This window comes from Streptomyces sp. V2I9 (assembly GCF_030817475.1).
In the GTDB taxonomy this organism is placed as follows: Bacteria; Actinomycetota; Actinomycetes; order Streptomycetales; family Streptomycetaceae; genus Streptomyces.
On record NZ_JAUSZJ010000002.1, the window covers coordinates 2088402 to 2111858 of the forward strand.

The 23457-nt window shown below is 73.6% G+C and carries 22 protein-coding genes; 15 read left to right on the top strand and 7 right to left on the bottom strand.

Annotation, left to right across the window (positions count from 1 at the left end):
- Positions 1 to 471: 471 nt before the first annotated feature.
- From QFZ71_RS09165 to QFZ71_RS09175, 3 genes are all read right to left on the bottom strand, one after another.
- Positions 472 to 1137 (bottom strand): peptidoglycan recognition family protein, encoded by a 666-nt coding sequence (locus tag QFZ71_RS09165; RefSeq protein ID WP_307667764.1) that lies wholly within the window; start codon positions 1135 to 1137, stop codon positions 472 to 474.
- Positions 1138 to 1278: 141 nt separating this feature from the next.
- Positions 1279 to 2163 (bottom strand): lysozyme, encoded by an 885-nt coding sequence (locus tag QFZ71_RS09170; protein WP_307667765.1) that lies wholly within the window; start codon positions 2161 to 2163, stop codon positions 1279 to 1281.
- Positions 2164 to 2453: 290 nt separating this feature from the next.
- On the bottom strand, positions 2454 to 2720 hold the full coding sequence (locus QFZ71_RS09175) for a hypothetical protein (protein WP_307667766.1): 267 nt from the start codon (positions 2718 to 2720) through the stop codon (positions 2454 to 2456).
- A gap of 581 nt (positions 2721 to 3301) precedes the next feature.
- On the opposite strand from QFZ71_RS09175, the gene QFZ71_RS09180 reads away from it, so the two are divergent.
- A complete protein-coding gene (locus QFZ71_RS09180) occupies positions 3302 to 3661 on the top strand; it encodes an RNHCP domain-containing protein (RefSeq protein WP_307671383.1) in 360 nt (119 codons plus the stop codon).
- Between the two features lie 76 nt (positions 3662 to 3737).
- The gene (locus QFZ71_RS09185) at positions 3738 to 4157 is read left to right on the top strand and encodes an RNHCP domain-containing protein (RefSeq protein ID WP_307667767.1); all 420 of its coding nucleotides are present in this window, start codon (positions 3738 to 3740) and stop codon (positions 4155 to 4157) included.
- Between the two features lie 301 nt (positions 4158 to 4458).
- On the opposite strand, the gene QFZ71_RS09190 is transcribed toward QFZ71_RS09185, so the two are convergent.
- From QFZ71_RS09190 to QFZ71_RS09200, 3 genes are all read right to left on the bottom strand, one after another.
- Positions 4459 to 5292 carry a sugar phosphate isomerase/epimerase gene (locus QFZ71_RS09190; RefSeq protein WP_307667768.1) on the bottom strand — a complete coding sequence of 278 codons (834 nt, stop codon included), beginning with the start codon at positions 5290 to 5292 and terminating at the stop codon, positions 4459 to 4461.
- Entirely contained in the window at positions 5289 to 6440 is a 1152-nt protein-coding gene (locus QFZ71_RS09195) for a dihydrodipicolinate synthase family protein (RefSeq protein WP_307667769.1), read from the bottom strand. Before QFZ71_RS09195 ends, QFZ71_RS09190 begins: the two co-directional genes overlap by 4 nt.
- A gap of 78 nt (positions 6441 to 6518) precedes the next feature.
- Positions 6519 to 7670 (bottom strand): Gfo/Idh/MocA family protein, encoded by a 1152-nt coding sequence (locus tag QFZ71_RS09200; protein WP_307667770.1) that lies wholly within the window; start codon positions 7668 to 7670, stop codon positions 6519 to 6521.
- A 110-nt stretch (positions 7671 to 7780) separates the two neighbouring features.
- On the opposite strand from QFZ71_RS09200, the gene QFZ71_RS09205 reads away from it, so the two are divergent.
- A complete protein-coding gene (locus QFZ71_RS09205) occupies positions 7781 to 8872 on the top strand; it encodes a LacI family DNA-binding transcriptional regulator (protein WP_307667771.1) in 1092 nt (363 codons plus the stop codon).
- A gap of 464 nt (positions 8873 to 9336) precedes the next feature.
- A complete protein-coding gene (locus tag QFZ71_RS09210; RefSeq protein ID WP_307667772.1) occupies positions 9337 to 10338 on the top strand; it encodes a hypothetical protein in 1002 nt (333 codons plus the stop codon).
- Positions 10339 to 10532: 194 nt separating this feature from the next.
- Here QFZ71_RS09210 and QFZ71_RS09215 read toward each other — a convergent pair whose 3' ends face one another.
- Entirely contained in the window at positions 10533 to 11489 is a 957-nt protein-coding gene (locus tag QFZ71_RS09215; RefSeq protein WP_307667773.1) for a LysR substrate-binding domain-containing protein, read from the bottom strand.
- Between the two features lie 196 nt (positions 11490 to 11685).
- Here QFZ71_RS09215 and QFZ71_RS09220 point away from each other — a divergent pair, with 196 nt between their 5' ends.
- The 11 genes from QFZ71_RS09220 to QFZ71_RS09270 all read left to right on the top strand — a co-directional run bounded on the left by QFZ71_RS09220 (position 11686) and on the right by QFZ71_RS09270 (position 23355).
- Positions 11686 to 13104, top strand: coding sequence for a 2-hydroxymuconic semialdehyde dehydrogenase (locus QFZ71_RS09220; protein ID WP_307667774.1), 1419 nt, complete (start codon positions 11686 to 11688; stop codon positions 13102 to 13104).
- Positions 13101 to 13922: a 2-keto-4-pentenoate hydratase gene (locus QFZ71_RS09225; RefSeq protein ID WP_307667775.1), complete on the top strand. Its 822-nt coding sequence runs from the start codon at positions 13101 to 13103 to the stop codon at positions 13920 to 13922. The genes QFZ71_RS09220 and QFZ71_RS09225 overlap by 4 nt, the downstream gene beginning before the upstream one ends.
- A 62-nt stretch (positions 13923 to 13984) precedes the next feature.
- Positions 13985 to 14746 (top strand): 2-keto-4-pentenoate hydratase, encoded by a 762-nt coding sequence (locus tag QFZ71_RS09230; RefSeq protein WP_307671384.1) that lies wholly within the window; start codon positions 13985 to 13987, stop codon positions 14744 to 14746.
- A complete protein-coding gene (locus QFZ71_RS09235) occupies positions 14743 to 15168 on the top strand; it encodes a RidA family protein (RefSeq protein WP_307667776.1) in 426 nt (141 codons plus the stop codon). The genes QFZ71_RS09230 and QFZ71_RS09235 overlap by 4 nt, the downstream gene beginning before the upstream one ends.
- The gene (locus tag QFZ71_RS09240; RefSeq protein ID WP_307667777.1) at positions 15165 to 15737 is read left to right on the top strand and encodes a 3-hydroxyanthranilate 3,4-dioxygenase; all 573 of its coding nucleotides are present in this window, start codon (positions 15165 to 15167) and stop codon (positions 15735 to 15737) included. Before QFZ71_RS09235 ends, QFZ71_RS09240 begins: the two co-directional genes overlap by 4 nt.
- The gene (locus QFZ71_RS09245) at positions 15734 to 16756 is read left to right on the top strand and encodes an amidohydrolase family protein (RefSeq protein WP_307667778.1); all 1023 of its coding nucleotides are present in this window, start codon (positions 15734 to 15736) and stop codon (positions 16754 to 16756) included. The genes QFZ71_RS09240 and QFZ71_RS09245 overlap by 4 nt, the downstream gene beginning before the upstream one ends.
- A gap of 50 nt (positions 16757 to 16806) precedes the next feature.
- The gene (locus QFZ71_RS09250) at positions 16807 to 17667 is read left to right on the top strand and encodes an acetaldehyde dehydrogenase (acetylating) (RefSeq protein ID WP_373465187.1); all 861 of its coding nucleotides are present in this window, start codon (positions 16807 to 16809) and stop codon (positions 17665 to 17667) included.
- The gene (gene dmpG, locus QFZ71_RS09255; protein WP_307667780.1) at positions 17664 to 18713 is read left to right on the top strand and encodes a 4-hydroxy-2-oxovalerate aldolase; all 1050 of its coding nucleotides are present in this window, start codon (positions 17664 to 17666) and stop codon (positions 18711 to 18713) included. The genes QFZ71_RS09250 and dmpG overlap by 4 nt, the downstream gene beginning before the upstream one ends.
- Complete coding sequence (gene kynU / locus QFZ71_RS09260; RefSeq protein ID WP_307667781.1) at positions 18707 to 19969, top strand: kynureninase; 1263 nt, start codon at positions 18707 to 18709, stop codon at positions 19967 to 19969. Before dmpG ends, kynU begins: the two co-directional genes overlap by 7 nt.
- Before the next feature lie 102 nt (positions 19970 to 20071).
- Positions 20072 to 21838, top strand: a complete 1767-nt coding sequence (locus tag QFZ71_RS09265; protein WP_307667782.1) for a hypothetical protein — start codon at positions 20072 to 20074, stop codon at positions 21836 to 21838.
- A 272-nt stretch (positions 21839 to 22110) separates the two neighbouring features.
- Positions 22111 to 23355 carry an amino acid permease gene (locus tag QFZ71_RS09270; RefSeq protein WP_307667783.1) on the top strand — a complete coding sequence of 415 codons (1245 nt, stop codon included), beginning with the start codon at positions 22111 to 22113 and terminating at the stop codon, positions 23353 to 23355.
- Positions 23356 to 23457 lie beyond the last annotated feature (102 nt).

A 23457-nucleotide genomic window follows, 5' to 3' on the forward strand; every position in this document is an offset into this window, starting at 1 on the left:
TCTCGACGTCGTCGGCCATCCGCGAGACGCGGCCGGTGCCGTCCCCCACGACGCACCGGTGGCGTATGCCGACGGCTTCCGGACGGGCACCGTGATGGACGACCGCGCTGGGTGACGTCCAGCCGCCCGGCCTACGATCTCGCTCTGCGCGATGCGCTGTCGCACCAGTAGTCGGTGGCTCGCGTGCGGGCCGCAGCGGAGGAGCACGAACATGGTCGGCGGTAGGCGGAGCATCGCGGACCCGTCCACTCCCACGGGCTGGTTCGAAGTCCGGCTACAGCGGCGGGGACCAAGGCGAGCGCTTCGACGTCACGGACGGCCACGCCGCCGTCCCCGTCCATGACAGCAAGGCCGCCGCCGGTCCGGCCGTCGTCTTCTCCCCTCCCCTCCTTCGTCGCCGCGGTCAAGGGTGGCGCGTTCCCCGCCCGGTCCGTCTGAAGCGCGGCCCCCCGCCGTCGAGGGCGCGTCCGCTCAGCCCGTGCTCGCGGCGACCTCGCTGCGCAGTTGCGGCAGCCTGTCGTGCAGCACCCCTGGACAGAGCGTGTCGCCGAAGTCCTTGTGACCGTAGATGCGGCTCGGCGCGATGCCGTACTGGTGGCAGGCGTACGCGCACAGCGCCACCAGGACCTCCCACTGGGCGCTCGGTGGCTGAGCGCCGTCGTGGTACGCGCCCTCGTTGGCGATCCCGAGGCCCACGCCGTTCTGGCCCGAGGTGTGCGCGCCCATGACGAAGTCCCGTCCGCCGCGCAGCGTGCCGAGGCTCTGGTGGCGGCCCTCGGTGATCCAGCCGCCCCGGCTGACGAGGAAGTGGTAACCGGTGTCGCTCCACCCGTTCTTGTCCATGTGCAGGTCCTGCACCCAGTGGGCGTGGCGGTGGGCCTGGGCGCGGGAGAGGTCCGAGGTGTTGGCACTGACCGTGTGGTGCACGACGATCATCGTCGGCCGCTTCCCCACCAGCGCGATCGGGCCCTGCGGCGCGCGGGCCTTCCACTGGACCGTGCTGTCGATGTCCGGTTCGACGACGTCGCGGGCGCGGGCGCGGGTGAGGGCGTGGGCCGTACCGGGGAGGGCGGCGGCGGCCAGACCACCGGCCCCGGCGAGCAGAACGTGGCGACGGGACGGAAGGGGGAGCTTCACGGCTGACTCCTGGCGTGGGGGCGGCGGACCCGCTGGGGCGTTCGTCGGCGGGGTGGGGGTGGGGGTGCGGCGCGCGGGTGGTGCGGTGCGGCGGGGTGAGCCGGGGGCGGGCTCACCCGGCCGCCGCGAGAAGGCGCGCCGTTACGCCGTGTTGTTGGCGAGGGCCTGGAGCCGGGTCATGGTGCCGTTGAACTTGTTGCGGTCCACGTCGCCGGAGACTCCGCCGACCCGGCCGGTGGCCGTGTACTGCCAGATCGTCCATGTGGGGAACCCACTGGGGACGTTCGGACTGGCGACGCCCCAATGGGCGATCCAGAGCGGGGACTTGGTGGACATGCCGGTCCAGCTCCCGGTGCAGGTGTTCCACCAGCTGGCCGTGGTGTAGATGACGACGTCCCGCGTGGTGCGGGCCTTGTAGGTGTTGTAGAAGTCGTTGATCCAGGTGCGCATCTGCGTGGTGGAGAGGCCGTAGCACATGGCTCCGTACGGGTTGTGCTCGATGTCCAGCACACCGGGGAGGGTCTTGCCGTCCCTGGACCAGCCACCGCCGTTGCTCGCGAAGTAGCCCGCCTGCGTCGCGCCGTTGGAGATGTCGGGGCGGGCGAAGTGGTACGCGCCCCGGATCAGGCCGGCGTTGTAGGAGCCGGTGTAGTTCGCGCTGAAGCGGCTGTCCTTGAAGCTCGTACCCTCGGTGGCCTTCATGTAGGCGAAGTCGATGCCCGCGGCCTTCACCGACCCCCAGTTGATCGCTCCCTGCCAGTGGGAGACGTCGATGCCCTGGACACCGCTGGTGTCCATCGGCGTCACGCCGCCCGCGGCCGTGGACGCGGGGCCCTGCTCGATACGGGTGCCCGCCCCCATCCACGCCTGCCCCTGCCGGACCGGCTGGTCGGGCGCGGGCGGCGCGGCGGCGGCCGGGCCCGCGCCGGTGAGGATGAGCGCGGCGGCGGCGCCGAGGGCACCGGCTGCGGTCAGGGCCCTCCTGGATCTCTTGAGACGGCGGGACGGAGAACGGTACGCGGACATGGCTGCCTCCGGGCACGTGGATGGGAGAGAGCCATGGCCATCCGATAATCGGATGGCCATGGACATGTCACGAGTAATGCACGGACCGGGAGAGGCGTAAAGAGGCCCTTCGGTCTAGACCTGTGTCGCCAGCCCTCACCTGCGGAAACGCTCCGGAATGGCGAGAATTTTCATTCCTGAAGGCACCCGGCGCACAGCGCGTCGAAGTCGGGCGGTGGGCCGGAGGTGGCCACCCGAGGCCGAGGTGGGGGCCGGCCCCCGGAAGGCACCGGCGCGGAGCTCGGACCGGATCAGACCGACGGCGTCAGCTTCTTCGCCGTACTGCAGTGCTCGGTCCGCTCGTGCCGCCGCAGCCGCACGGCCGTCAGGGCGAACAGCGCCGTGAACGCCGGCAGGAAGACCCCCGCGATCTCGGCCTGCCGGCCGCCCGCGTCCCGGTCCGCCTGGAGGACGAGAACCAGCAGGGAGATGAGCATCCCGCCGAGGTAGACCGGACGGATACGCCGCAACTGCCGTACGGCACGGGGTGCGAGAGCAACACGCTTCGAGGTGGCCATGGGCGCCGGGTACCCCGGAGACGGCAGACCACGCGAACGGACGGGGACCGCCACCGGAGACCGTCCGCCGCGCCCAGAGGCTGCCGCACTACGGGGCTGCCGTACCCCGAGGCCGCCGCACCCCGGGGCCGCCGCGCCCCCGGTCGCCCCGGCCCCGGTCGCCCCGGCCATCCGGTCCCGCTCGCCCCGGCCGCCGTCCGGCCCCTCCGCCCCGCGCGTAATTCGGTGGCCGGTCGCGCGGCCCCCTTGTTACGGTGCTCGCTCCTCGACCGCGGGTCCGACCGCGGGTGACCTGTGGGCGTGAGCCCTGGAAAGCAGTTGATGTATGCCCCGGCCAGTGACTCCGAGCCTCCCTCGTCGCGCCTGTGGCGCCGGGGCGACCGGGCCTGACCGTCCGCGGCCGCCGTACGCGACCGACTGCTGACATCTCACGAGCGGCTGACATCGCGCAGCCGTCCGGCCCCGCTCCCCGCGCGCACGCCTCCGACGCGAGGGTGCTCGGTACTTCCCTGCTGCTTCGTTCCTCATCTTCGGCAAGGAGTATCCGGGTGTCACACGACAACCCCCAGCACCGCTCAGCCATGCCCTCCCCTTCCCCGATGTCCTCCCTGGACACCTTCACCTGCGTCCGCTGCGGACTTACCGTCGCCGCGTACGCGCCCGACGGCAGCCGGCGCAACCACTGCCCGAGCTGCCTGCACTCCCAGCACCTCGTCGACCACGTCGAGGGCGGCCGCTCCGACTGCGAGGGCCGGATGGCCCCGATCTCGATCGCGGTGCTGCGGACCGGCGACTGGATGGTCGTCCACCGCTGCACCCGGTGCGACGAGCTGACCTCGAACCCGGTCTGCGGGGACGACAACCAGCTGATCCTGATGCGGATGGCCGTACGTCCGCTGGCCCAGCCGCCGTTTCCGCTCGAAGCCTTCGGTGACCTGTGAACCGGGCGAGCGGAACCGGAGCCGGTCCCCTCGGCCTCACGGGAGCCGGCGGACGCACCGTGGGCGGGAGGCTCCGATGACGCGGCGCGGACCCCGGCGGTCCTCGGAGCGCCGTCCGCAACGGCCCAAGGACGTGCTGCACGGCCCTGCGGGGGCGCGCGGCGACGCGTTCCGGTGCGTCGGCTGCCGGCTCGACGTGCCGCTCACGGCGCCGGGCACCGCCCACCGGAATCACTGCCCGTCCTGTCTGGTCAGCCTGCACGTGGACGGCAGGGTGCCGGGTGACCGGGCGGCGGGGTGCCGCGGGCGGATGGTGGCGCTGAGCCTGTCCGTGCGGCAGGACGGGGAGTGGATGCTCATCCACCACTGCCTCGCGTGCGGACGGCTCAGCGCCAACCGCATCGCGGGCGACGACAACGCGCTGGCGCTCATCCGGCTGGCGCTGCGGCCGCTCGCGGACGTGGGCGTACCCACGCGGGCGATGCTCGCGCTGTGACGCGGGGGCCGTCCGGTGATCGCCGGGCGGCCCTCGGCGCGGAAGTCCAGGTCCACCGGGGTCGCCGGGCGGCGTCGAGCGCGGAAGCGCGGGTCGCCCGGCGGCTTCGGGGCGGGCGGGGGCGGACAGCGGAATGGGGCCCGGCCTTGCGGCCGGACCCCCCTCGCTTTCCCCTCCCGTCGGGCCTTCCCGTTCCCCCCGGACCCCTCCCCGGAAGTCCCGACGCCCTGTGTGACCCGAGAGGGTACGCAAAGGTTGCAGCCCTTTGCGATCTCTTTACCTTCGGTCCCGGACAGGGCTCTCAACAGGCATGTTGCACATAGCGCTCCGTAACGTCCGCGAGGACCTCCGCCCCGTCGCGGGGCCACAGCGCCTCGTTGAAGATCTCCACCTCGATCGGGCCGTCGAAGCCGGCGGATTCCACCGCGCTCCGGAACGCGCGGAAGTCCACGCTCCCGTCGCCCAGTTGGCCACGGCCCAGCAGAACCCCCGCCGGCAGCGGAGTGATCCAGTCGGCCAACTGGAACGCGTGGATACGGCCGCCCGCCCCCGCGCGGGCGATCTCGGCCAAGGCCCGGTCGTCCCACCAGAGGTGGTAGGTGTCGACGACCACGCCGACCCGCTCGGCCGGGAAGCGCTCCGCGAGGTCCAGGGCCTGACCGAGGGTGGAGACCACGCAGCGGTCGGACGCGTACATCGGGTGCAGGGGCTCGATCGCCAGGCGCACCCCACGCTCGGCGGCGTACGGGGCCAGCTCCGCCAGCGCGTCCGCCACCCGTTCGCGCGCCCCGTGGAGATCGCGGCTGCCGGGCGGGAGGCCGCCGGAGACCAGGACCAGGGTGTCGGTGGACAGGGCCGCGGCCTCGTCGATCGCCGCCCGGTTGTCGTCCAGGGCGCGGGCGCGGTCGGCAGGTTCGAGGGCGGTGAAGAAGCCGCCCCGGCAGAGGCTGGTGACGGTGAGTCCGGCCTCGGACAGGAGCCGCGCCGTGCGCTCGACGCCGTACGCCTGCACGGGGGCGCGCCACAGGCCCACCTTGCCGATGCCCGCCTTGACGCAGCCTTCGACCAGCTCCTCCAACGACCACTGTTTGATGGTTTCCTGATTAATGCTCAGGCGAGCGAGGTCGTGCGTCATCGGGCGCCTCCGTGGACCGCGAGCAGGGCGCGCATACGGTGCGCCGCCAGCCCCGGATCGAGGAACAGGCCGATACCGTCCGCCAGTTCGTACGCCTTCGCCAGGTGCGGCAGCGAGCGCGCCGACTGGAGTCCGCCCACCATCGTGAAGTGGTCCTGGTGACCGGCCAGCCAGGCCAGGAACACCACGCCCGTCTTGTAGAAGCGGGTGGGGTGCCGGAAGAGGTGGCGGGACAGCTCGACCGTGGGGTCCAGCAGGGCCCGGAAGCCCTCGACGTCCCCGGTGTCCAGCACCCGTACCGCGTGCGCGGCCAGCGGGCCCAGTGGGTCGAAGATGCCCAACAGAGCGTGGCTGAAGCCTCGTTCGTCGCCCGCGATCAGCTCGGGGTAGTGGAAGTCGTCACCGGTGTAGCAGCGCACCCCGTCCGGCAGGCGGCGGCGGACGTCGATCTCACGGGCCGCGTCCAGGAGGGAGATCTTGACGCCGTCGACCTTGTCCGGGTGTTCGGCGACGACCTCGATGAAGGTGCCGGTGGCCGCGTCGAGGTCGGCGCTGCCCCAGTAGCCCTCCAGGGCCGGGTCGAACAGGGGGCCCAGCCAGTGCAGGATCACCGGCTCGGACGCCTGGCGCAGGAGGTGGGCGTAGGTGGTGAGGTAGTCCTCGGGGCCCCGGGCGGCGCGGGCGAGGGCGCGCGAGGCCATGAGGATCGGCTGGACGGCGTGCTGTTCGGCCAGCGCCAACTGCTCCTCGTACGCCGCCGTGACCTCGGCGAGGGTGGGCGTACCGCCGTCGGGGAGCTGGTCGGTGCCGACGCCGCAGGCGATCCGGCCCCCCACGGCCCTGGCCTCGGCGGCCGACCGGCGGATCAGTTCGGCCGCGACCGCCCAGTCCAGCCCCATCCCGCGCTGTGCGGTGTCCATGGCCTCCGCGACGCCGAGGCCATGGGCCCACAGGTGGCGGCGGAAGGCGAGCGTGGTCTCCCAGTCGACGGCGGCCGGACCGTCCGGGCCGGTGTCCGCGTACGGGTCCGCGACCACGTGCGCGGCGGAGAAGACCGTGCGGGAGGTGGGCGCCGCCCCCGACGGCAGGTCGAGCGGGGTGGCGCGGGGGGTGTAGGGCCCCTGCGGGAGGTGGATCACGGTCGTCACGGCAGCGGCTCCCCGTCGGTGCGCCGGACGGTCGGGCGGTACGTCACAGGGTCGGCTCCGGGCGGTCGAAGCGGTACGTCACAGGGTCAGCTCCGGGAGGTCGAAGCGGCGGCCCTCGGCGGAGGACTTCAGGCCCAGTTCGGCCAGTTGGACGCCCCGGGCGCCGGCCAGCAGGTCCCGGGCGTACGGCTCGTCCAGGGCCACATGACGCAGGAACAGCTCCCACTGCGCCTTGAAGCCGTTGTCGAACTCCTCGTTGTCCGGGACCTCCTGCCACTGGTCGCGGAAGGGCCCGGTGACCGGGAGGTCCGGGTTCCAGACGGGCTTCGGGGTGGTCGAGCGGTGCTGGACACGGCAGTTGCGCAGACCGGCGACGGCGGAGCCGTGGGTCCCGTCGACCTGGAACTCGACCAGCTCGTCGCGGTTGACCCGTACCGCCCAGGAGGAGTTGATCTGTGCGACGGCCCCGCTCGCCAGCTGGAAGATCCCGTACGCCGCGTCGTCGGCGGTCGCCTCGTACGGCTCGCCCCGCTCGTCCCAGCGGCGCGGCACGTGCGTCCGGACGTGGGCGGTGACGGAGGCGACGGGGCCGAACAGCTCGTGGAGCACGTACTCCCAGTGCGGGAACATGTCGACGACGATCCCGCCGCCGTCCTCCGCGCGGTAGTTCCAGGAGGGGCGCTGGGCCTTCTGCCAGTCACCCTCGAAGACCCAGTAGCCGAACTCCCCGCGCACGGAGAGGACCTCGCCGAAGAACCCGCCGTCGATCAGGCGCTTCAGCTTGCGCAGGCCCGGCAGGAAGATCTTGTCCTGGACGACGCCGTTCTTGACACCGGCGTCGCGAGCGAGCCGGGCCAGGTCGAGCGCCCCCTCCAGGTCCGCGGCGGTCGGCTTCTCGGTGTAGACGTGCTTGCCCGCCGCGACGGCCTTCTTGATCGCCTCCAGGCGGGCCGAGGTGACCTGGGCGTCGAAGTAGATCTCGACCGTGTCGTCCGCCAGGACCGCGTCCAGGTCCGTGGACCACTCGGTCAGACCGTGGCGCCCGGCGATGTCCTCCAGGGCGTGGGACCTGCGGCCGACGAGCACGGGCTCGGGCCACAGCACGTCGCCGCCGCCGAGGTCGAGGCCGCCCTGTTCGCGGATCGCGAGGATCGAGCGGACCAGGTGTTGCCGGTACCCCATGCGCCCCGTGACGCCGTTCATGGCGATGCGCACCGTCCTGCGTGTCACGAACACCCCTCCCGTACCGTCGTAGCAAGCGCTTTCTATCGGAGATGACGCTAGCCTGCCGCAAGCGGCCGGACAAGAGGGGCCGCACGGGATCTCCACGGAGGACAGCGATGACAGTCACCCTGGCGGATGTGGCGGCGCGCGCCCGGGTGTCGCCGGCCACCGTCTCCCGCGTACTGAACGGCAACTACCCGGTGGCGGCCTCGACCCGCGAACGGGTCCTGCGCGCGGTGGACGACCTCGACTACGTGCTCAACGGTCCCGCGAGCTCCCTCGCGGCGGCCACCTCGGACCTGGTCGGCATCCTGGTCAACGACATCGCCGACCCGTTCTTCGGGATCATGGCGGGGGCGGCGCAGACGCAGATCGGCGGCCCCGGAGACGGTTCGGGGCGGGCGGGCGGCGAGAAGCTGGCCGTCATCTGCAACACCGGAGGCTCCCCGGAGCGTGAACTCACCTATCTCACCCTCCTCCAGCGCCAGCGCGCCGCCGCCGTCGTCCTCACCGGGGGCGCGGTCGAGTTCCCGTCGCACCAGGCCGCCATCGCAGCGAAACTGGCGAAGCTCGCGGACGCGGGCACCCGGATCGTCTTCTGCGGGCGGCCCCCGCTGCCCGAGGGGGACGCGCTCGTCGCCGCGCTCGCCTTCGACAACCGGGGTGGCGGACGCCGGCTCACCGAGCACCTGACAGCGCTCGGCCACCGCAGGATCGGCTACGTCGCCGGGCCCCCGGAGCGGACCACCACCCGGCACCGGCTGGAGGGCCACCGGGAGGCGCTGCGCACGGCCGGCATCGCCACCGTTCCGGCGGGCGACAGGGACTCCGGCGAGGAGGACCGGCTCACCGTGCACGGCCCGTACGACCGGCGCTCGGGCTACGAGGCCACCCTCGAACTCCTGCGCAGGGCTCCGGACATCACCGCGATCGTGGCCGCCAACGACACCGTGGCGCTGGGCGCGTGCGCGGCCGTACGGGACCAGGGGATGCGCATCCCGCAGGACATCTCGGTCGCGGGCTTCGACGACCTGCCGTTCTCGGTGGACGCGGTCCCGGCCCTGACGACGGTCCGGCTGCCGCTCTTCGAGGCGGGGGCCCGCGCCGGACGGCTCGCTATGGGCAAGGAGAACCCGCCGCCGGGGGGCATCGCCACCATCGCGGCCGAACTGATGATCCGGGGGTCCACGGCGGCGCCGCGGCGGTGAGCCCGGCCGGGACCGGCGCTCGGGGGCGGGCGGCTCCTGCCAGGGGGCGGACCGTCTCGCCGTTCGAGCCCGCTGCTCCTGGTGCCCGCCGCCGTATCAGCCGGGGCCGGGTGGCCTCCGATGCCGGGGGCCCCATGCGTGGTCACGGCCCGCCACGCCCTGCGGGCCCGCGTTCCTGTCTGCGTACCCGGCTGCCCGCGTGGCCGCCTGCGTACCGGCCTGTCCGCGTGTCCGTCTGCCCACCGGCCTCCCTCCGCGGCCGCCTCCGTACCGGCCTGCGCGTGTGGCCGCCTGCCCGTGGAGAAGAGTGTGCACCCCCTCTGACCTCGGCCATTACCCCGGAGGTAATCGACCTCTGCCCCGGCGGGCGGGCATGTTGATCTCCACGGGCGGCGACGGGCCGCATCGGGCGGGATGAGACGAGGTACGGAATGTTCGCGTGTCGGCGTGGTGTGGTGGGAGCCGTGGTGCTCGCGGTCGTCACGGGGGTGGCGACCTCGGCGACGGCGCTTCCGGGCGGTGAGAGGGCCGCCGCCCGCGGCGACTGCCCGGACGTACGCTCGGAGGTCGAGCTGCTGGAGGGCCGGATCACCCCGAACGTCTGCGCGTTCATGCGGCGTCAGATCACCTTCGGTGAACTGCCGACCGCCACTCCTCCGGCTGTCGGGGACCTGAACCACCCCCGCGTGAGGGCCTACCTCGACATCTTCGACGAGGACGCCACCCTCTGGGAGGCGGGCAGCGCCCCGCAGCGCGGCCGTACCGTGATCGGCACCTCGATCACCGGCTCTCTGCGCCTGGTCCCCGACCTGCGGTACCGGGGCACGAACGTGGTGGCCGACGGAGCCGTCACGATGTTCGGCCAGTGGAACGAGGCCACGCTGAAGGGCCACAAGGTGGCCTACCCGCAGATCGCGCGCAATGTCCTCGGGGACGACGGCAAGTCGCTCCAGGCCCGCCGCTACTACGACCGCTACGTCCTGTTCCGGGACACGGTCCCGGAGTTGGCGCCCGAGGCGCTGTTCGACGGGATCGCGGATTCCGGCCCGGCTCCGTCCCGGGGCCCGGCGCCCGGACGCCTGACGGCCGCGGAGATTCCGGACCGCCTCGCGGCATGGAACGGGGAGGACACGGACGCCCTGCTCGGCCGCATGGGCAACGCGCGGCTGACGGGACCGGGGCTGGACGCTCCGCTGAGGACGGACGCCGGCAAACGGGCCTACCTCCAGCGGTTCTTCGGCACGGCGGACGTCCGGTTCAAGGCCGGCCAAGCCGCCTTCGGCAGGACCACGACCTACATGGAGTGGCACGGCACGGTTTCCGGAGCGAAGGGCAAGGACATCCCGTTCGGGATCGTGGAACGCTTCGGCCCCGACAGTGCGTGGGAGTTGACCTTCGACACCCTCCCGCTGGTCGCCGACCGGGCGGAGATCGACGCGCTCTTCCAGAAGCTGGCTCAGCCCTGATGGTCCTCTCGTGCGTCCGGTGGGCGTGGTGGGCGGACGGCCGGGCCCGTACGGGCGCATGACCAGGGGGGCCGGGGCCAGGTCCTTCCGTCGGGATCACGCCGGGCCGCCGGGCCGCCGCCGTCGGCGGACCTCGCCGGGGTGCCGGCCCGGCCCCGCTGCTCCGGCCCCGCCGCACCGGACCCGTCGCTCCGTCACCCCTGCGCCCCGCCGTCGAGGCTCGCGCGGAGCAGCGCCGCCTCCTCGTCGAGGTGGCACAGGAGGGCTTCGAGGGCGGGGGTGCGGGTGCGGTGGGCGGCCTCGGTGACGCCCACCGTGCGGCCCACCGAGGGGAGTTCGACCGGCAGCGCGGCGAGGTGCTCGTCGCCGCGCAGGACCAGTTCGGGCAGGAGCGCCACCATGTCGGTCTGGAGGAGCAGGGCCCGCATGGTGAGGATGGAGGTGCACTCCACCCGGTCGGCGGGGAGCGCCAGCCCCCGGTCGACGAAGAGGGCGGCCAACTCCTGGCGCAGGGCCGTCTGTTCGACGGGCAGAATCCACGGGTGGGCGAGCGCGTCAGTGAGCGCGAGGGTGCCCCCGGCCGGACCTTCCGCCAGGAGCGGGTGCCCGGCGCGGACGGCGAGCCGGATCGGCTCGCGGTAGAGCATCCGCTGCCGCAGCGCCTCACCGCCGCCGGGGGCGGGCCCCACCCGTCCGACGATGAGGTCGAGTTCGCCGCCGAGCAGGGCCGGGTGGAGGACGTCGGGGGTGCCCTCGCGGACCACGACGGTGAGCCGGGGGCGCTCCCTCTTGAGGCGGGCCACGGCCCGCGGCAGCAGGACGTTGGCCCCGGCGAGCAGGGTGCCCACGGTGACCGTGCCGTCCTGGCCCTGGCGCAGTCCGGTGAGGTGTTCCTTGGCCCGCCGGATCTCGGCGACCACCGCGCGGGCGTGGCCGACGAGCGCCTCGCCGTAGACGGTGGGCCGCATACCGCGCGGAACGCGGACGAAGAGCGGGAGTTCGGCGACGGCCTCCAGTTCGCGCAGGGTGCGGGTGGCGGCGGGCTGGGTGAGGTGGAGGCTCTCCGCCGCCCGGCCGACGCTTCCGTGGTCGTACACCGCGATGAGCAGGGTCAGGTGCCGGAACTTCAGCCGGCCGTCCAGGAGGTCCATCGCCGGGACTCCTTCCGGGGAGGCGGCGGGGCGCCCGGGGCGGGGCCGTGCCGCGGCATACCAGGATCGCTATGGATCTCGTACCGATCGGCATTGGATCGGCATAGCTGGGTGGGCGCACTATACCGGCACGCACCGGGGCGAGTTTCGGACAGCTCCCGGCCCAGCAACGGAGGTCTGCAAGGTGAGTTCGCCCGTGCGGCATTACGTAGGAGGCGGGTTCGACGCGTCCGGCGTGCCGTTCCCGCTCGTCGATCCGGTCACCGGCCGCACCGTCGGCGCGGTGCCGGAGGCGTCGCGGGAGCTGGTCGACCGGGCCGTGGGCGCGGCCCGCGCGGCGCTGCGCGGGCCGTGGGCCGCGTGGAGTCCGGCGGAGCGGTCGCGGCTGCTGCACCGGATCGCCGACGGGATCGAGGCGCGCTTCGAGGAGTTCCGCGCCGCCGAGTGCGCCGACACCGGCAAGCCCCGCGAGCTGGCCTCGGCGGTCGACATCCCGCGCGCGGTGGCCAATTTTCGCTCCTATGCGGAGCTGCTGGCCGGGCGGAGCGAGCGGTCCTGGCACACCCCGACGCCCGACGGCCGGGGCGCTCTGAACTACACGGTGCGCAAGCCGCTCGGCGTCGTCGCGGTGGTGTCGCCGTGGAACCTGCCGCTGCTGCTGCTCACCTGGAAGGTCGCCCCGGCCCTCGCCACCGGCAACACGGTCGTCGCCAAGCCGTCCGAGCTGACCCCCGGAACGGCCTGTCTGCTGGCCGAGGTGATGGATGAGGCGGGCGTTCCCGCGGGCGTCTTCAACCTCGTGCACGGGCGGGGCCCGGACGCGGCCGGCCAGTGGCTGACCGAGCACCCCGGTGTGGACGCCGTCGCCTTCACCGGGGCGTCCCGCACCGGTACGGAGATCATGCGGGCGGCGGCGGCCCGGCTGGCGCCGGTCTCCTTCGAACTGGGCGGCAAGAACGCGGGCCTGGTCTTCGCGGACGCCGACCTGGAGGAGGCGGTGGCGGGCACCCTGCGGTCCGCCTTCACCCACAGCGGTCAGGTCTGCCTGTGCACCGAGCGGGTGTACGTGGAGCGGCCGGTGTACGACGCGTTCGCGGCGGCGCTGGCCGCCGGGGCGAAGGAGCTGTCCGGCTACGGGCCGATGGTGTCGGCCGCCCACCGCGACAAGGTCCTGGGCCACCTGGAGCGGGCCGCCGCCGACGGCGGCGAGGTGCTGGCGGGCGGCGGGGTGCCGCGCTTCGGGGACGAGCGGGACAGCGGCTTCTGGGTGGAGCCCACCGTGCTGACCGGGCTGCCGGAGGACCATCCGGCGGTCCGGGACGAGATCTTCGGCCCGGTCGTGCACCTGGCGCCGTTCGACACCGAGGAGGAGGCGCTGGCGCTCGCCAACGCGGGGCCGTACGGGCTGGCCGCCACCGTGTGGACCGGTGACGTGCGCCGCGCCCACCGGGTCGCCCCGGCCCTCGACGTGGGCATCGCCTGGGTCAACACCTGGAACCTGCGCGACCTGCGCACCCCGTTCGGCGGGGTGAAGGCGTCCGGCATCGGGCGCGAGGGCGGCGACCACTCCCTGGACTTCTTCTCGGAGCCGATGAACGTGTGCGTAAAGCTGTGACGACGACCCGGAACGACCCGGCGGTGCGCGACGCCGCCGAACGCCTGGACCGGGCGCGCCGCACCGGGGTGCCCTGCGCCCCCGTCCGGGACCTGCTGCCGGCCGGCGACCTGGACGCCGCCTACGCCGTGCAGTCGCTGCTGACCGGGCGCCGGCTGGCCGAGGGGCGCCGGATCACCGGCTGGAAGGTCGGCCTGACCTCGCCCGCCGTGCATCGGCAACTGGGCGTGGACACCCCGGACTTCGGGGCCCTGTTCGACGACACCGCCGTGCCGGACGGCGCGGAGCTGCCGTGGGGGGCGGTGCTCCAGCCGAAGGCCGAGGCCGAGGTGGCGCTGGTCCTGGAGCACGACCTGCCGCACGAGCGGCACACGGTGGCCGACGTGATCCGGGCGACCGCCTTCGCGCTGTCCGCCGTCGAGGTGGTCGGCAGCCGCATCCGCGACTGGGACATCACGGCCGTGGACACGGTCGCCGACAACGCCTCCGGCGGGGCGTACGTGCTCGGCACCCGCCCGGTGCCGCTGCGGGACCTGGACCTGCGGACCGCGGGGATGGTGCTGGAGCGGCGCGGCGAGCCCGTCTCCACCGGCGCGGGCGTCGCCTGCCTCGGCCATCCCCTGCACGCCGCCGTCTGGCTGGCGGACACGCTCGTCCGGCTGGGCACGCCGCTGCGGGCCGGGGACACGGTGCTCACCGGGGCGCTCGGGCCGATGGCGGCGGTGGCGCCGGGCGACGTGCTGGAGGCCCGTATCGACGGGCTCGGTTCGGTGCGCGCGGCCTTCGGGCCCGCCGCCGCGGAAGGAGACCCCCGATGACCCCGGCGGACCCGATGACCCCGGCAGACCCCACGACGGCAGCAGACCCGACGACGACGGCGGTGGACCCGGTCGCCCTGGCGGAGGCGCTGGACGCGGCCGCCCTGGCGGCGCGCCCGCTGCCCGGCGGCGGCAGCGGCCTCACCACCACCACTCAGGCGTACGCCGTGCAGGAGGCGCTGCTGGCGCGGCGGTTCGCCCGCGGCGAGCGGCCCACCGGGGTGAAGCTGGGCTTCACCAGCGCCGCCAAGATGCGGCAGATGGGCGTCTCCGACCTGATCCACGGGCGGCTGACGGACCGGATGGAGATCCCGGACGGGGGGCGCTGCGACGTCTCCGGCCTGATCCACCCCCGGATCGAGCCCGAGATCGCCTTCCTGCTCGGCGCGGTCCTCGCGCCGGGCGGCGATCCGGCGGCGGCGGTCGCGGCGGTGGCCCCGGCCCTGGAGGTCATCGACTCCCGCTACGACGGCTTCCGCTTCTCGCTGCCCGAGGTGATCGCGGACAACACCTCCGCCGCCGGGTACGCGCTCGGCCCGTGGACCCCTGCGGCCGCCCTGGGCGGACTGCGGTCCCTGGCCAATCTGGGCGTGGTGCTGGAGGTGGACGGCCGCCCGGCCGAGACCGGTTCGACGGCCGCGATCCTCGGCGACCCGCTGCGCGCGCTGGCCGCCGCCGCCCGGCTGGCCGGCCCGCTCGCCGCGGGGACGGTCGTCCTCGCCGGGGCGGCGACCGCCGCCGTACCGCTGCCGCCGGGGACGCACGTGCGGGCCACCGTGGCCCGGCTCGGTTCCGTCGGCCTCACCACCGGGGAGGCGGCGTGATCGTCCCCGGCGCGGCCCCGCCGCGCGGCCGCTTCCCGCACCTGCGGCGCGCGGGCGACCTGGTCTTCGTCTCCGGTACGAGCTCCCACCGCCCGGACGGCGGCTTCACCGGGGCGAGCGCCGACCCGATGGGCGTCACCGACCTCGACATCCGGGCCCAGACCCGGGCGGTCCTCGACAACATCGCGGCCATCCTGGCCGCCGCCGGCGGCGGTCTGGACGACCTCGTGTCGGTGACCGCCTACCTGGTCAGCATGAACGACTTCGGCGGCTACAACGAGGTCTACGCCGAGTACTTCGACGAGTCCGGGCCGGCCCGGACCACCGTCGCCGTCCACCAGCTCCCCCACCCCCACCTGCTGATCGAGATCAGCGCCGTGGCCCACCTCCCCCAGCACCCGAACGAGGAACAGCACCGATGACGATGAGACCGTTCAACCTCCAGGCGTGGATCGAAGAGCACCGCCACCTGCTGAAGCCGCCGGTCGGCAACGTGCAGATCTGGCAGGACGCCGACCTGATGGTGACGGTCGTCGGCGGCCCCAACCGCCGCACCGACTTCCACGACGACCCCATCGAGGAGTTCTTCTACCAGCTCAAGGGCGACATGGTGCTCCGCGTCATGGAGGAGGAGGGCCGGCCGCCGCGCGACATCCACATCCGCGAGGGCGACGTCTTCCTCGCCCCGGCGCACCTGCGGCACTCCCCGCAGCGGCCGGAGGAGGACAGCATCGGCCTGGTCGTCGAGTTCGCCCGGCCGCAGGGCCACCTCGACGCCTTCGAGTGGTACTGCGTCGCGTGCCACCACCTGGTGCACCGCAGCGAGGTGCAGCTCACCTCGATCGTCGACGACCTGCCGCCGGTCTTCTCCGCCTTCTACGCCGATGAGGCCGCCCGCACCTGCGGGCACTGCGGCGCCCTCCACCCGGGCAAGGACTGGCCCGAGGAGCTGCGGCCCCGCACCCGGCGCGACGAGGCGGGCGGCGCATGACCGTCGTCGACGTCCACGCGCACGTCTTCCCCGAGATCGGCCGCGCCGAGTCGCACCGGATCACCGGCTCCGAGGACGGCCCGTGGCTGCGCACCACGGACGGCCCCGACGCCGGGATGATGATGGCCGGGGCCGCCGAGTACCGCCCGGTGCGCCGCACCCTGTGGGACCCGGCCACCCGCGTCGCCGACCTCGACCGGCTCGGCGTGGACGTGCAGGTGCTGTCCAGCACGCCGCTGCTGTTCGGCTACGGCCTGGAGACGGCGCGGGCCGCCGACTGGTGCCGGACCGTCAACGGGCACCTGCTGCGGTACGCCGCGCACGCCCCCGGCCGGCTGGCCCCGCTGTGCCAGGTGCCGCTCCAGGACACCGAGGCGGCCTGCGCGCTGGTCACCGAGGCGATGCGGGAGGGCTTCCACGGCGTCCACATCGGCAACCACCTCGGCGACCGCGACCTCGACGACGGCGCCCTCCTCGAATTCCTCGCGCACTGCGCGCACGAGGACGCGGCCGTCCTGGTCCACCCGTGGGACCTGCCCGCCGGGCCGCGCCACTCCCGCTACATGCTGGCCTGGCTGGCGGGGATGGCGGGCGAGACGCACCTGACGATCCTGTCGCTGATCCTCTCCGGCGCCTTCGAGCGGCTCCCGGCGTCGCTGCGGCTGCTGTTCGCGCACGGCGGCGGCAGCTTCCCGTACCTGCTGGGCCGGGCGGAGAACGCCTGGCACCGGCGGGACATCGTGCGCGCCGACAGCCCGCACCCGCCGTCGTACTACACCGAGCGCTTCGCCGTGGACTCGGCCGTCTTCGACTCCGGGGCGCTGCGGCTCCTGGTGGACGTGATGGGCGCGGAGCGGGTGCTGCTCGGCTCCGACCACCCGTTCCCGCTGGGCGAGGAGTCCATCGGCCGGCTGGTGCGGGAGAGCGGCCTGGCCCCCGCCGAGCGGGACGCGGTCCTCGGCGGCAACGCCGTCCGCTTCTTCGGACTGACCCCCCTGCTGAAGGAGGCCGTGCGGTGAAGGCCGCCGTCATCGGATCGGGCAACATCGGCACCGATCTCCTCATCAAGATGATCCGCGGACCGGGGCTCGTGACCGCCGCCGCGATGATCGGCATCGACCCGGACTCGGACGGGCTCGCGCGGGCCCGCCGGCTCGGCGTGCCGACCAGCTCCGACGGCGTCGCCGGGCTGATCGCCCTGGACGGTTTCGACGGGATCGACGTCGTCCTCGACGCCACCTCGGCCGCCGCCCACCACCGCAACGCCGCCGCGCTCGCCCCGTACGGGAAGACGCTGATCGACCTCACCCCGGCGGCCGTCGGCCCCTATGTCGTCCCGTCCGTCAACCTCGACGAGCACCTGGACGCGCCCAACCTGAACATGGTCACCTGCGGCGGGCAGGCCACCGTGCCGGTCGTCGCCGCCGTCTCCGCCGTCACCCCCGTGCACTACGCGGAGATCGTCGCCTCGATCGCCTCCCGGTCCGCCGGGCCGGGCACCCGCGCCAACATCGATGAGTTCACCGAGACGACCTCCCTCGCCCTGGAGCGGGTCGGCGGCGCGGCGCGGGGCAAGGCGATCATCATCCTCAACCCGGCCGAACCGGCGCTGCTCATGCGGGACACCGTGCACTGCCTCGTCGACGACGCCGACGCCGGCCGGATCGCCGCGTCGGTGCGCGCGAAGGCCGCCGAGGTCGCCGCGTACGTCCCCGGCTACCGGCTCAAGCAGGAGCCGCAGTTCCGGACACTCGCCGCCGACGACCCGCTGGTCCGGCTCGGCGGCGGGGCCCGGCTGCTCGTCTCCGTCTACCTGGAGGTCGAGGGCGCCGCCCACTACCTCCCCTCCTACGCCGGGAACCTCGACATCATGACCGCCGCCGCGCTGCGTACCGCCGAGCGCCTGGCCGAACGGAGCACGGGCCGATGACCCGCGTCTACGTCCAGGACGTCACCCTGCGGGACGGCATGCACGCCGTCTCCCACCGCTACACCCTCGACCAGGTACGGGCGATCGCGGCCGCCCTGGAAGCGGCCGGCGTGGACGCCGTGGAGGTCGCCCACGGCGACGGCCTCTCCGGCTCCTCCGTCACCTACGGCCCCGGCGCCCACACCGACTGGGAGTGGCTGGAGGCGGCGGCCGGGGTCCTCGACCGGGCCCGGCTCACCACGCTGCTGCTGCCCGGCATCGGCACCGCCGCCGACCTGCGCCGCGCCCACGCGCTCGGCGTCACCTCGGTCCGCGTCGCCACCCACTGCACCGAGGCGGACGTGTCCGCCCAGCACATCGCGCTCGCCCGCGACCTGGGCATGGACGTCTCCGGCTTCCTGATGATGTCCCACCTGGCGCCGCCCGCCGAACTGGCCGCGCAGGCACGGCTGATGGAGTCGTACGGCGCGCACTGCGTGTACGTCACCGACTCCGGCGGGCGGCTGACGATGGACTGCGTGCGGGACCGGGTCCGCGCCTACCGGGACGTCCTCGACCCGGCCACCGAGATCGGCGTCCACGCCCACCACAACCTCGGCCTCGGCGTCGCCAACAGCATCGTCGCGGTGGAGGCGGGCGCCCACCGCGTCGACGCCTCCCTCGCCGGGCAGGGCGCGGGCGCGGGCAACGCCCCGCTGGAACCGGTGGTCGCGGTGTTCGACCTGATGGGCTGGGAGCACGGCTGCGACCTCTTCCCCCTGACGGACGCGGCCGAGGAGCTGGTCCGGCCGACGCAGGACCGGCCCGTGCGGGTCGACCGGGAGACCCTCACGCTCGGCTACGCCGGGGTGTACTCCAGCTTCCTGCGGCACGCGGAGGCGACGGCCGCCCGGCACGGGCTCGACACCCGTGACCTGCTCGTCGAGGCGGGCCGGCGGCGGCTGGTCGGCGGGCAGGAGGACCTGCTCACGGACATCGCCCTGGACCTCACCCGTACCGGCGCTGCCGCCTCTCCCACCCCCGACCACGGAGCCCCCGCATGCTGACCGACCCCACCGGCCTCACCGGCCTCACCACCCGCGCCGAGGCACTGGACGCCGCCGACCCGCTCGCCGCCGTCCGGGACCGCTTCCTCCTCCCCGACGGGGTCGTCTACCTCGACGGCAACTCCCTCGGTGCCCTGCCCGCCGCCGTCCCGGCGGCCGTCGAGGACGCCGTGCACCGCCAGTGGGGCACCGACCTGATCCGCTCCTGGAACGCCAACGGCTGGTGGGAGGCGCCGGTGCGGACCGGCGACGCGATCGGCCGGCTGGTCGGCGCGGCCCCGGGCCAGGTCGTCGCCGGGGACTCGACCAGCGTCCAGCTCTTCAACACCCTGCTCGCCGCCGCCCGGCTGCGCCCCGGCCGCCGGCTGCTGCTGACCGACCCGGACCACTTCCCCACCGACCAGTACATCGCCGACTCGGTGGGCCGGCTGCTCGGCCTCGACGTCCGCCGGGTGCCGGCGCGGGACGCCGCCGCCGTGCTGGCCGCCGAGGCGGGGAACGTCGCCGTCGCCGCGTACGCGCCGGTCGACTACCGCACCGGCGAGCTGTACGACATGGCCGCGCTCACCACCGCGGCGCACGCCGCCGGGGCCCTGATGCACTGGGACCTGTGCCACGCGGCGGGCGCCCTGCCGGTCGGACTCGACGCGATCGAGGCGGACTTCGCGGTCGGCTGCGGCTACAAGTACCTGTCGGGCGGGCCGGGGGCTCCGGCGTTCGCGTACGTCGCCCACCGCCACCAGGAGGGCTTCGACCATCCGCTGACCGGCTGGCACGGGCACGCCGAGCCGTTCGCGATGGCGGGGACGTACACCCCGGCGGCGGACATCACCCGGGCCCGGATCGGCACCCCGGCGCTGCTCTCCCTGGTCGCCCTGGAGGCCGCGCTCTCCGCCTTCGACGGGGTGGAGATGGCCGCCGTGCGGACGAAGAGCCTGTCCCTGACCGGCTTCTTCCAGGAGTGCGCCGACCTCCTCCTCGACGGGCTCGGCTTCACCCCGGCCACCCCGCGCGAACCGGAGCGCCGGGGCAGCCAGGTCGCGCTGCGGCACCCGGAGGCGTACCCGCTGGTCGCGGCGCTCACCGCCCGCGGCGTGATCGGCGACATGCGCGCCCCCGACCTGCTCCGCTTCGGCTTCAACTCCCTGTACGTGACGCACGCCGACGTGCTGCGCGCGGTGGTCGAGCTGCGCGACATCGCTGCCTCCGGGGCCCACCTCGCCCCCGCGTTCCAGCAGCGCCCCACCGTCACCTGAGCCCTCCTCCCCCACCCGGGCCCTCCCCGTCCGCCCTCCTTCCCTTCCCGTCCCCGCCTCCCTTCCTACCCCCGCCCCGCCCCGCCCCGAAAGGACCGTCCGATGCGCTTCACCCGCAGGAACACGGCTCTCGCCACCGTCGCCGCGGCCGCCGTCACCGCCGGCCTGCTCGTCCCCGGCGCGTCCGGCGCGGACACCGCGACCGCCGCCACCTCCGACCCGAACGTGCGCGCCGTCTGCGCCGACCGCCGCCCCGGGCCGGCCGATCCGGGCGCGTACGGCATGCAGCTCGACGGCACGTTCCGGCACCCCGCCCTCACCCCCGTCGACGAGGAGTCCGAGCACCCCTTCCCGGGGCGCAACGCCGCGTACGACACCCGCTCGTACATCAAGAACATGAAGGTCGAAGCGGCGTACGAGGGCGCCGACTTCACCCCCGACTACTTCCACACCTGGCAGAACGTCGTCGATTTCGACGGCCGCCGCTACCTCTTCCAGTACGACCGCTCCGAGGGCCGCGTCTACGACATCACCGATGTGCGGAAGGTGAAGGTCGTCGAGCGGATGAGCCGCGAGGACGTCGGCGGCGACGAGACGCGGGCCAACGGCGACTGGGCGGCGCACGACTACTGGGGCGCCGCCACCGCCCAGTGGAACAAGAAGCTGAACGCCTACGTCATGGTGCAGAGCTTCGAGAGCAGGCGGCAGATCTCCGAACTCTCCGACCACCCGCCGCTCGACAAGTACAACAACCCCGACGGCGTACGGAAGCTGCGGGAGAAGCCCGGGCTCAAGGGCTTCAAGGTGTACCGCCTCGACGGCCCGCGCAAGAAGGACTGGAAGCTCCTCTCGACCGTCTCCACCGACTCCACCCTGGCCGATCCGCTGCGCAGCGACCCGGCCACCGCACAGCAGGGCTCCGGCTCGATCGACGTGCCGTACTGGACGGGCGAGAAGTACATGTTCATCGCCACCGCGCCCGACGACACCTACTCCGGCACCGAGTACCCCACCAACCTCCACTCGGCCGGCTACCAGTCCTGGGACATGTCCGACCCGGCGCACCCCGGGCTGCTGGACACCTGGCACCTGCCGGGCCAGCGCACCGGCGAGGACGCGGCCTACCGGCAGAACCCGCGCTGCGGCAACCGCACCAGCTGGATGGGCGCCCGGATGCCGCTCTTCCTCCCCAAGCCCGTGGAGAAGGGCGGGCGTTACGCCTTCGCCGCGATGGGCGGCTACGGCCTGACCGTCCTCGACGTCTCCGACCCGTCGAACCTGCGGACCGTGAGCCACCTCGACCTCCCGGCGTCGGTCTCGGGCACCGAGGGCGACAACATCGACGTCTCCCAGTACGAGAAGACCGGAATGATCTACTACTCCGGCTACCCGCTCACCGAGGACTGCTACGAGCCCTACAAGGACGTCTACCAGATCGACGCCAAGGACCCGGAGAACCCCCGCGTCGTCGGCGTCCTCCCCCGCCCGGTACCGCCCAAGCAGGCAGGTATCACGGACTACTGCCAGCGGCGCGGCAGCTTCGGCCCCAAGCGGACCGGCTACTACACCAATCCGGGCAAGCACGACGCCGGCATCCTCGGCTACGGCTTCTACAACGCGGGCGTGCAGTTCTTCGACGTCTCGGACCCGGCCGACCCGGAGGTCTCCGCGTACTTCGTGCCGAAGGCGTACGGCCGCGACACGGCCGAGTACGCGTACGGCAACCAGACCCACGGGGTCTACGTGGAGTGGGACCGGAACATCGCCTGGGCCCTGACCAACCACGGCATCTACGCCCTGTCGTCGAAGGTCCTGGGCAAGCCCGACCTCGACGCCCCCGCCAAGCCGTTCCGCACCAGCGAGTTCTGACCCTCCCCCGTCGCCCACCCCCGTGCAGAAGGGTCCCACCGCCATGGCCTCACCCAGCGATTCCGCACCTCCCGCCCCGGCCACCGCCGACGGCGCCAGACCCGCGCCCGACACCGCTGCCGGACCCGCTCCCGGCTCCGGCTCCGGCTCCGGCACGGGGCTGGTCCGCTCGCTCACCCACCGGCAGACCACCATGATCGGGCTGGGCTCCGCGCTCGGCACCGGCCTCTTCCTCGGCTCCGGTTCGGCGATGTCCGTCGCCGGGGCCCGCCGTGATCGTCTCGTACGTGATCGGGGCGGTCCTGGTAGCGATCATCGCCGTGCTGCTCGGCGAGATGTCCGCCGCCCACCCCGTCCAGGGCTCGTTCGGCACCATCGCCGGCCGCTACCTGAGCCCCTGGGCCGGCTTCCTCAGCAGCTGGCTGTACTGGTTCAGCGCCGTCGTCGTCATCGGAACCGAGGTCGTCGCCTCCGCGCTCTACATCCGCTGGTGGTGGCCGGCGGTTCCGATGTCGGTGGCGATCCTCGCCGTCGCGGCGATCGTCCTCGCGGTCAACGTGATCAGCGTGAAATCCTTCGGCACCACCGAGTTCTGGCTCTCCACCGTCAAGGTGACGGCCCTGTGCGCCTTCATCCTCTGCGCGGCCCTGCTGGTCCTCTTCGGGCTGCCGGACACCGAGGCCACCGGCTTCGCGCACCTCACCGACGACGGCGGCTTCCTCCCGCACGGCCTGAGCTCGATCTGGCTGGCCATGTCCGTGGTCATGTTCGCGTACGCCGGCTTCGAGGTCGTCGCCATCGCCTCCGCCGAGGCCGCCGACCCGCAGCGCACCATACGCACCGCGATGCGCCAACTGGCCTGGCGTCTCAGCTTCTTCTACCTGCTCTCCATCACCCTGGTACTGGCCCTGATCCCCTGGCGACGGATGGCGGACGGCGACGGCAGCGTCGAGGCGAGCCCCTTCGTCCGGGTCTTCTCCGAGATCGGCGTGCCCGCCGCCGCGACCGTCACCAACGCCGTCGTGCTGATCGCCGCCATGTCCGCCGCCAACGCCCACCTGTACGGCGCCTCCCGGCTGCTCCACTCCCTCGGCGACGACGGCCTCGCGCCGAGGGCCCTGGCCCGGCTCAACCGCCGGGGCGTCCCGGCGGTCGCGATCGCCGCGTCCACCCTCGGCATCGCGGCGGCGGCCCTGCTCGCCTTCTACGACGTCAGCGGCCTCTTCGGCGTCATGATGTCGATCGCGATCTTCGCGGTGATGCTGGTGTGGCTGCTGATCCTGGCCTCGTACCTCGCCTTCCGGCGCCACCGCGCCGCGCGCCCCGAGGAGTTCACCGGATTCTCCGTCCGGGGCGGCGACAAGCTCGCGGTCGTCGCGGGGCTCGGCGTCCTCGCGGTCGCCGCGACGGCGGTGAAGGTGCCCGACATGCGGCAGGCGGCCGTCATCGGCATCGCCTTCACCCTCGCCCTCCTCGCCTGCTACGCCCTGACGGCACGGCGGCGGCGCCCCTCCTAGGCTCCGGCGTCGCACCGCCGTCCCCGCCCGGCGGACGGCGGTGTGCGGGCAGACCCCACCTCAGACCGGGCACCCGCCCGGGGTGTGCGCCACGGGCCGGAC

Bases quoted from the DNA above. Each gene is read 5' to 3' on its own strand.
- QFZ71_RS09170 (WP_307667765.1), bottom strand. From the start codon at position 2,163: ATGTCCGCGTACCGTTCTCCGTCCCGCCGTCTCAAGAGATCCAGGAGG.
- QFZ71_RS09175 (WP_307667766.1), bottom strand. From the start codon at position 2,720: ATGGCCACCTCGAAGCGTGTTGCTCTCGCACCCCGTGCCGTACGGCAG.
- QFZ71_RS09180 (WP_307671383.1), top strand. From the start codon at position 3,302: ATGCCCTCCCCTTCCCCGATGTCCTCCCTGGACACCTTCACCTGCGTC.
- QFZ71_RS09185 (WP_307667767.1), top strand. From the start codon at position 3,738: ATGACGCGGCGCGGACCCCGGCGGTCCTCGGAGCGCCGTCCGCAACGG.
- QFZ71_RS09190 (WP_307667768.1), bottom strand. From the start codon at position 5,292: ATGACGCACGACCTCGCTCGCCTGAGCATTAATCAGGAAACCATCAAA.
- QFZ71_RS09205 (WP_307667771.1), top strand. From the start codon at position 7,781: ATGACAGTCACCCTGGCGGATGTGGCGGCGCGCGCCCGGGTGTCGCCG.
- QFZ71_RS09215 (WP_307667773.1), bottom strand. From the start codon at position 11,489: ATGGACCTCCTGGACGGCCGGCTGAAGTTCCGGCACCTGACCCTGCTC.
- QFZ71_RS09240 (WP_307667777.1), top strand. From the start codon at position 15,165: ATGACGATGAGACCGTTCAACCTCCAGGCGTGGATCGAAGAGCACCGC.
- QFZ71_RS09245 (WP_307667778.1), top strand. From the start codon at position 15,734: ATGACCGTCGTCGACGTCCACGCGCACGTCTTCCCCGAGATCGGCCGC.
- QFZ71_RS09250 (WP_373465187.1), top strand. From the start codon at position 16,807: ATGATCCGCGGACCGGGGCTCGTGACCGCCGCCGCGATGATCGGCATC.
- dmpG (WP_307667780.1), top strand. From the start codon at position 17,664: ATGACCCGCGTCTACGTCCAGGACGTCACCCTGCGGGACGGCATGCAC.
- kynU (WP_307667781.1), top strand. From the start codon at position 18,707: ATGCTGACCGACCCCACCGGCCTCACCGGCCTCACCACCCGCGCCGAG.
- QFZ71_RS09265 (WP_307667782.1), top strand. From the start codon at position 20,072: ATGCGCTTCACCCGCAGGAACACGGCTCTCGCCACCGTCGCCGCGGCC.